Origin of the sequence: Amphritea atlantica (assembly GCF_018860855.1) — a bacterium.
Taxonomy (GTDB): Bacteria; Pseudomonadota; Gammaproteobacteria; order Pseudomonadales; family Balneatricaceae; genus Amphritea; species Amphritea atlantica_A.
Window position 1 is genome coordinate 36,165 of sequence record NZ_JAHKQE010000032.1, and the last position, 8,495, is coordinate 44,659.

The 8,495-nt window shown below is 47.0% G+C and carries 8 protein-coding genes; all 8 read left to right on the forward strand.

Annotated elements, in window-relative coordinates; all coding sequences use genetic code 11:
* The first annotated feature begins 304 nt into the window (after nt 1-304).
* A complete protein-coding gene (locus KO512_RS15265) occupies nt 305-1,588 on the forward strand; it encodes an NAD(P)/FAD-dependent oxidoreductase (RefSeq protein ID WP_215953219.1) in 1,284 nt (427 codons plus the stop codon).
* A gap of 113 nt (nt 1,589-1,701) precedes the next feature.
* Entirely contained in the window at nt 1,702-2,352 is a 651-nt protein-coding gene (locus KO512_RS15270; RefSeq protein WP_252735060.1) for a TetR/AcrR family transcriptional regulator, read from the forward strand.
* A 172-nt stretch (nt 2,353-2,524) separates the two neighbouring features.
* Nucleotides 2,525-2,833, forward strand: a complete 309-nt coding sequence (locus tag KO512_RS15275; protein WP_215953220.1) for a hypothetical protein — start codon at nt 2,525-2,527, stop codon at nt 2,831-2,833.
* A gap of 660 nt (nt 2,834-3,493) precedes the next feature.
* The gene (locus KO512_RS15280; RefSeq protein ID WP_215953221.1) at nt 3,494-4,168 is read left to right on the forward strand and encodes a TetR/AcrR family transcriptional regulator; all 675 of its coding nucleotides are present in this window, start codon (nt 3,494-3,496) and stop codon (nt 4,166-4,168) included.
* 327 nt (nt 4,169-4,495) lie between these two features.
* Complete coding sequence (locus KO512_RS15285; protein ID WP_215953222.1) at nt 4,496-5,488, forward strand: TRAP transporter substrate-binding protein; 993 nt, start codon at nt 4,496-4,498, stop codon at nt 5,486-5,488.
* A gap of 68 nt (nt 5,489-5,556) precedes the next feature.
* Nucleotides 5,557-6,057 carry a TRAP transporter small permease subunit gene (locus KO512_RS15290; RefSeq protein WP_215953223.1) on the forward strand — a complete coding sequence of 167 codons (501 nt, stop codon included), beginning with the start codon at nt 5,557-5,559 and terminating at the stop codon, nt 6,055-6,057.
* Between the two features lie 37 nt (nt 6,058-6,094).
* Nucleotides 6,095-7,414: a TRAP transporter large permease gene (locus KO512_RS15295; RefSeq protein WP_215953224.1), complete on the forward strand. Its 1,320-nt coding sequence runs from the start codon at nt 6,095-6,097 to the stop codon at nt 7,412-7,414.
* A 193-nt stretch (nt 7,415-7,607) separates the two neighbouring features.
* The coding region (locus tag KO512_RS15300) for a membrane dipeptidase (RefSeq protein ID WP_215953225.1) at nt 7,608-8,495 on the forward strand (888 nt) is incomplete at its 3' end.

Consider the following 8,495-nt stretch of genomic DNA (forward strand, 5'->3'; position numbering starts at 1 on the left):
TTCTTTGCTGAGCTTAGTTGAAAACTCGGCGAAACGTGTCGTGATGTCATCGCTGCGTGTTATGCAGGGTATCAATCTTTTGTGCCTCAATCAGTCATGCTTGAGGCACATATATTACTCTTTACTCGAATCATTATTCGGGTTTTAGGTTATTCTATGACTTTTACAAAATCAACATTAATTTAATTTTAAATGCCGTTTTATGGGCTTGCTGTAAGATTAAATTAGAATTATTATTCGGTTTATTGTTTTGGTGTATGCCTTTTTTAGTTTGTTTGATATGTGTTTTATGGAAGCCCGACCTATGAATGATAATAACTACCGGCCGTCTTATTATGTTGCTTCAGCCAATGTTAGCCCTGACTATTCCGCGTTAAGAGGAGAAGAGGAGGCTGATGTTTGCATTATTGGGGCAGGATATACGGGCTTGTCGGCGGCTTTGCATCTGGCTGAAAAAGGTTATTCAGTGACGTTGCTCGAAGGCGAAACCGTTGGTTGGGGAGCTTCGGGTCGCAACGGTGGCCAGGTCTGTCAGGGGCATAATATGGGGCATGCGGAGCTGACTAAAAAAATGGGACGGGCAGCCGCCGATGCGCTGTGGCAGAGCTCATTAGCATCGGTCGAACTGGTTAAAACACTGATTGCAGAACATCAGATCAACTGTGATTTGAAGCAGGGGGTTATGCATGTGGCGGCGAAGCCTAAGCATGTCGGCGAGATACGCGAGAGCGTGGCCTATAAACAGAAGGTGTTGGGCTACGATAAGATTCGTTTTGTCGATGATGATGAGATGCAAGCGATGCTTGGCACTGAACGCTACTATGGCGGTGAATATTGGCAAGATGCGGTTCATCTACATCCGTTGAACTATGCCTTAGGGCTTGCAGCGGCGGCCACTAAAGCGGGCGTCGTGATTCATGAGCATAGCCGGGTAACAGGCTATGCCGCCGGTCAGCAAGCGGAGGTTCGCACCGATAACGGGGTTGTTAAAGCAAAGTATATTCTGCTGGCGTGTAATGGTTATTTGGATAAGTTAGAGCCGCGCATTGCCGCTAAAATCATGCCGATCAATAACTTTATCATTGCGACAGAGCCGCTCAGTGATGAGCTGTGTCAGCGTATTAACCGAGATGATGTCGCGGTGGCCGATTCACGCTTTGTGATTAACTACTTCAAATTATCCGGCGATAACCGACTACTCTGGGGCGGCGGTGAAAACTACAGTCGTCACTTTCCTAAAGATATTCCAAATTTTGTCCGTCCTTATATGCTGCAGTTCTATCCTGAATTAGCAGACGTAAAGATTGATTATGGGTGGGGAGGTACGTTGGCGATTACCCTCAATCGCATGCCACACTTTGATCGGATCGAAGATAATCTGTTTGTGGCCCAGGGGTATTCCGGCCATGGGGTGGCACTGGCAACATTGGGGGGCAAGTTGATGGCCGAGGCGATCAGTGGCTCAGTAGAAAAATTTGATCTGTTTACGCAAGTGCCGACGCCATCCTTTCCCGGTGGCACCCTGTTGCGTTGGCCCGGACTGGTTGCGGGAATGCTGTATTATTCAATGCGTGACCGTTTTTTCTAGATGTTTAGCGGTTATCTTTACCGCGGCACAGCAAACGATGTTTTCAGAACCCCGATAATTCAGTCTATAATGCCGCCCTTCAGTTCGTTGAATCAGTAGTATTGGGCACAAAATTGACAGATAAACGTCGAATAAAAACAGCACAAGATCTAGCCCCGCGAAATGCGCCGGTACAGGGGCGCTCTAAAATGCGCTCTAAGCAGATCATCGATGTGACCGGTGAGCTGCTGGAACGGGTCGGGCTAGATGATCTGAATACCATTTTGATCGCTAAAGAGGTCGGCATTTCTGTCGGCTCTCTCTATCATTACTTCCCCAATAAACATGCGATTCTCTATGCGATGGGCTCACGCTGGCTCGAAACAGTCGAAGCGGCACTGGATGAGATCGACCGTTGGCCGGTTGAAACTTTGCCGATGGCGACTTTGGTCGAGCGGATGCTGGCGCTAAAGCTAAAAACCTATAAGCAGCAAAAGGCGATTTTAACGCTGGTGCAGGCGATGTTTTCTGTTCCCGAATTGCGGGAGTTAGATGAACAGCACGATGAGTTGGAAATCACACGGATGGCGGCGGTGTTTAAACGGATGGGTATCAATCGTCATTTGAAAGAGCGGCAACGGTTAGGACGTCTCTATCTTGAGGTCACTCACAGTGTCATGCTAGTGGTTGTGAACCAAAAGGGTGAACGGGCTAAGCGTACCCTGGCCGATCTAAATATGATTATTTGTAACTTGTTAAGGCAATACTCTGAAGCCGACGGTTAAGATCAGCATCGCAATTTCATTGCGGTTGTTTACGGTGGCTTAAACTGAATGTTGTGATGTGAGTCTTGTTATGCGCGAATCTTTCAGCGGCGAAAAGTGTGCTGCGGGACTAAACTGAAATTACCGACATCGTTGTTATGACGGCAACGACTTGGATTTTCGGGAGTCTCTTATGTCACAGTATATGATCACCTATATCGGCGGCGATAAGCCGTCTACCGTTGAGGAAGGGCAGCAACATTATGCGCGTTATAAAGAGTGGCTGCTCTCTCTTGGCCCTTGCGTTGTGAACCCCGCAACACCGTTTAAAATTACCCAAACAGTACATCCCGATGGCCGTGTTAGTGTTGGCAGTGCGTCATTAATGTCCGGCTATACGGTCATTGAGATGGATTCCATGGCACTCGCACTGGCGGCGGTAAAGGACTGTCCCTTTCTGGATATCAACGGCACATTGGAAGTGTCTGAGCTGATCAACTAGCCTTATCGATACACCTGATTATTCGATCGCTAATGTCTTGGGCAGACAGGTCGCGCCTATTTTAAGCCGCTAAAAATAGGCCATGATCGCGTGCAATATTAGCAGTGCGCTGAATATTAAGAGTCCGAATGCGTTAACGCATTCGTTATTGAGTGTTAATACCTCGCCAAGAAGCTTATATCGCCGATAATTAGGCTTTAATCTCGTATTTTAGCGTCCATTTATTGTGTTTTATCAATAGATCAAAAGCTTAATATCTACACTTCAAGCGTGAATTTTGGCCTCCATCTCGTTAGCGGTATCCACCGCGACACGTGCTTTGTTCGCTTTTTTAAACGTCATCACCGGTTATTCGTTGTCGGATTTCAATGCAGAATTATGGTTGCTGTCAATCAGTAAGGCGCTCTTTTCATGATCCTTTAACGACGGCTTATTGTTAATCTGCTTAGCGACTATTCAGTTGTGATTTGAACTCAATCAGCAGCGCAGAATGACTCTCTCAACCCCTTGATCACTCCATGTTTAAGCGTCCTTTAGAGAAAGGTAAACCATCAAGAGGGTTAACCTAAGGTTAAAAAATATTGACAATTATGTGAACACATACATACTGGGATGTATGTAAAATAAAAATAAATTGATAATTGTTATCTAGGAGTGGACATGAAAGTCGCTACACCGACACCACGAACACAGGCCCAACGAAGTGCTGAAACACGCACTTTATTGCTAGAGGCAACCATCGATACGCTTATCGATGTCGGCTATGCCGGTGCCAGTTCGGCTGAAATTGTCATGCGTGCTGGCGTCACACGGGGTGCCCAAGTACATCATTTCCATAGTAAAGTTGGTTTGATCACCGCCGCGACTCAATACCTGTTTTCGAGCTTCATTGATGAAGTGCAGGAGTTGGCGGTTGAAGTACGTAATTCCGGAGGAGATCTGGAATCCTTCTTACACGGTTCGTTGGAAAAGTTTTTCCATGGACGTTTCTTTTTCGCTTCGCTAGAACTCATCACCGCTGCGCGTACAGATCCAAACCTGAAAGAGAGGTTGATACCACTCATTAAAGAGTTCCATGATCAACTCGATGAGCTCTGGCTACGCTTTTTCCAAGCAACGGAAGAATCTCCCGCCCGTGTAGAGATTCTTTTGAATATGACGCTTTGCCTTTTACGCGGTATGGCTGTGCAAACCGTATTGCGTGACGATCCAGACTACTATGTAGAAATTCTCGAGGCTTGGAAGACGATACTCTCATCATTCCTGATAAAGCGTGAAGAAACGCTTAAGGTTGACGGTCAGGAAGATCAACAGACCGGCAACGAGAAGGGGTGAAGTCATGACGGAGCCGGGGCGATATAAACAGGGCAGTATGTTTCAGGTCTCGGTATCGCCAGCCACTCTTCGAATCTGTTTTACTCGATGTGATAGCACGCTGTTTCATCGACAACCTCCGCGCTGTCCTCATGATAGCGCTCAATCTCAAGCTTTAACTTCTCTCTCCGCGGTCTTAAATCTCAAGGCTGCAACAATTCTGATAAGTATTTTTCACCTATTAATACTGATGTTATCTGTCAATTTTTTTCAGGGGAATGTTCCACAATTTCAAAACGTTTTTTGTATGACCAAATAGTAATAATCCTAAATAAGTTGGAGACTAAAATGAAAAAGAAAATTGGCCTTACACTTGCCGGCGCTTTACTCACAATGGGAATCAGTAGCGCAAACGCAGACGTTAAATGGGACATGTCTAACGAATATAGCAACACCTCAATACATGGTGAAGGTGATAGCTATTTTGTGAAGCGCTTGAGTGAAAAAACCGATGGTAAATTCGCCATTACGGTTCACTTTGGCGGCGCACTCGGTTTTAAATCCAAAGATCACCTTGATGCTGTAGGCGATGGTGCTGTTCAAATAGCCGATACACTTGCTGCACCTTTAGGTGGTATTGATCCTCTTTTCCAGTTAACGGCTTTGCCTTTCTTGGCTAAGACACCGGAAGAAGCAAAAATACTTTATGAGGTAGCTAAACCTTACTACGACGAAGTATTTGAGCAAAATAACCAGAAACTTCTTTATGCTTCACCGTGGACACCTAGCGGTATATGGGCGAATAAGCCTGTTGCTAGCATTGCAGAATTAGCCAATTTAAAAATTCGGACTTATGACGCTAACGGTACCGTTGCATTGCGAGCAGCAGGGGCCGCACCGATCCAGTTAAGCTGGGGCGATGTTGTTCCGCAGCTATCAACCGGCGGAATTGCTGCAGTACTGACGTCAGCGGATGCGGGTGCGAGTGGTAAATTCTGGGAACACCTGAGCTATTTCACCGAAGTGAACTACGCCGTGCCTTTGAACATGGTACATGTCAATCTCGATGCTTATAACGCCCTGTCTCCAGAGATGCGTCAACAGCTACTGGATGCGGCTAAAGATGCAAGTGAGCATAACTGGAACGCCTTGGTAGAACGTCGCGCTAATAACTATAAGAAGTTAGAGGCTAACGGTGTCAATATCGTAACAGATGCTCCGGCGGCTTATTTAGAGGCGCTGTCTAAAGCAGGTCAAACAGCGATTGATCAGTGGCTTGAGAAAGCCGGCCCGAAGGGCGCAAAAATCATTGCTGATTACCGTCAACGTCTCGGTATGTAAACGGCCGTACTTCGCCCCGTCGTGTTTATGATGACGGGGCGATTTTTATATCTCTGCGAGGACGTTTTATGAATACCTTTCAAAGTCTCGTTTACCGGTTATCCCGCTTAGCTGCACAACTGTCAGCGGTGCTGCTGGTCTATATGGTGCTACATATCCTATTGGAGATCGTACTCCGCAGTTTTTTTGCCACATCGACCTTTATGTTGGATGAAATGGTGGGTTACGGCGTTGCCGCGATGACGTTCCTCACGCTAGGTTATGCCGCGCATGATGATGCGCTTATTCGGGTGGATGTCGTGGCTTCCAAACTGAAAGGCCGTGTGAAGTGCGGATTTGAAGTTTTATGCCTCTCAATGACACTGGCAATGAGCTGCTTTATCACTTGGTATATGTGGATTGGGGTTAAGCGTAACTGGGATCGTGGGGCTGTTAGTGAAAGTATTGCTGAGGTTCCGTTATGGATTCCCGAAGGGCTAGTATTGCTGGGCATTTTTCTATTTTCAATCCAACTATTCGCACTGTTAGTTAAACGACTTACTCCTGTCAATCATGTAGCTAGCGAATGAACCAACCTTTGCCATTAATCATAAGGAAGTACCTTTTATGGATGCCTTAGTGACAGGTCTCATCGTGCTGATGTTGATTTTCTTTTTTTTAGGTTCAGGGACTTGGGTGTTTGCCGGCCTTTTAATGGTCGGTGTTACCGGGCTGGCTCTGTTACTGGATTTTTCTCCTCAACGTATTGGCGTCATTCTTTCTAAAATAATGATCCGCAGTGCTAGTTCATGGGAATTAGCTGCCATCCCGATGTTTGTTTGGATGGGAGAGCTGATATTTAGAACCGATATTTCTGATCGCCTGTTTAGAGGGTTGACGCCGTTGGTTAACCGTATTCCCGGCGGTCTGTTACACACGAATGTGCTCGGTTGCACACTGTTTGCTGCTGTCAGTGGTTCGAGTGCTGCAACGACGGCTACCGTGGGTAAGATTACAACCAGTGAACTCGCCGCGCGTAACTATGACGTTAACCTGTCGATTGGCTCATTGGCGGGTGCTGGCAGTCTTGGTTTGCTGATACCACCTTCGATTGTGATGATTATTTATGGTGTCTTGGCGGAAGTGTCTATTAATAAGCTGTTTGCTGCCGGTGTTTTACCTGGGCTGCTCATTGCGGGCTTATATTCAGGTTACATCATTTATCGTTGTGTACGTCAGCCGGAATTGGCTCCACGTTCTTCACAGGGATACTCTTTCGTTCAAACGCTGCAGGGCATCTGGTTGTTAATGCCTATTCTGTTATTAGTCGGCGTTGTTCTGGGTTCAATATACAGTGGTTTGGCAACACCGTCTGAAGCGGCAGGGGTTGGCGTTGGCGCAACGATGCTGTTGATTATTGTTACAAGGCAATTCAGTTGGACTATTTTCACCGAGTCCTTGATGGGCGCCGTTAAGGTTTCTTGCATGGTGTGTTCCATCTTGGTGGCAGCCGCGTTTTTGTCGACAGCAATGGGCTACCTACATGTACCTCAAGATCTGGCTCATGCCATCGGTAGTCTTGGCTTATCACCTTATGTGCTGATTCTAATTCTAGCCCTGTTTTATATCATGCTAGGCCTGTTTCTGGATGGTATTTCAATCACCGTAATGAGCTTACCGATTACCTTGCCCTTGATCATGCAGGCAGGTTTCGATCCGCTCTGGTTCGGCGTGTTTTTGGTGGTGATGGTTGAGCTGGGCCAAGTCACGCCGCCGGTCGGTTTTAATCTATTCGTGATGCAAAATCTGACAGGACATCCGATCGGTAGAGTCGCACGTGCTGCCGCGCCATTTTTTATTCTGATGAGCATCGCAGCGGTCATACTGACGGCGGTGCCTGAGTTGGCACTTTGGTTGCCGGCAACGCTGTTTGATACTGTTCCATAAGGGATAGGTGGGTATGAAAAGTCGAGAGCTCATGGTGATGTTGCTAAATCATTAATGGACCGTCAGCACAAAATATAGCGTCTACTCTTTGAGCATTTTTGTGTTTTTGACGGTTTCGATAGAGCAGCACGGATGGGTTTTTAAGTAAGTTCTTCGGTTAATAACCGGAGCATTGAGCAAAAGGATAAAACGAATGAATGCAGCTGATCTACACAAGGACGCCATTGTTATCGACGGTTTGATCTGCGCCAAATGGGAACGCGCGCTGTTTGAAGATATGGCGAAAGGCGGCCTGACGGCGGCGAACTGTACCGTAGCCTTCTGGGAAAACTTTGAAGGCACGGTACGCAATATCGTTGAGATGAATAATCTGATCGAAGAGAGCAGTGATCTGCTGATCAAGATACGCACCACCGAAGATATCAAACGCGCCAAGCGGGAAGGTAAAACCGGGGTGATGATGGGTTTTCAGAATGCCAATCCATTTCAGGATCAGATCGGCTACGTAAAAGCGTTTAAAGATCTGGGCGTGGGCATTGTTCAGATGTGCTACAACACCCAAAACCTGGTCGGTACCGGTTGCTATGAACGCGACGGCGGTTTGTCCGGCTTCGGCCGTGAGATTGTCGCTGAGATGAATAAGCATGGCCTGCTGTGTGATCTATCCCACGTTGGCCCGAATACCGCGAAAGAGGTGATCGACGAATCCAAACAACGGGTGTGTTATTCCCACTGTCTGCCATCGGGATTGAAAGAACACCCGCGTAACCGTAGCGATGAAGAACTGAAGTATATCGCCGATAAAGGCGGCTTCGTCGGCGTCACCATGTTTACTCCCTTCCTGAAGGCGGGTGTTAACGCCACCATCGATGATTACGTTGAAGCGATTCAATACATTTACAACATCGTTGGTGAAGATGCGATCGGTATCGGCACTGACTTCACTCAAGGCCACGGCCACGACTTCTTTGAATACCTAACCCACGATAAAGGCTATGCCCGTCGTTTGACTCGCTTTGGCGAAATCGTTAATCCGAAGGGTATTCGCACCGTGGGTGAGTTTCCTAATCTGACTGAAGCG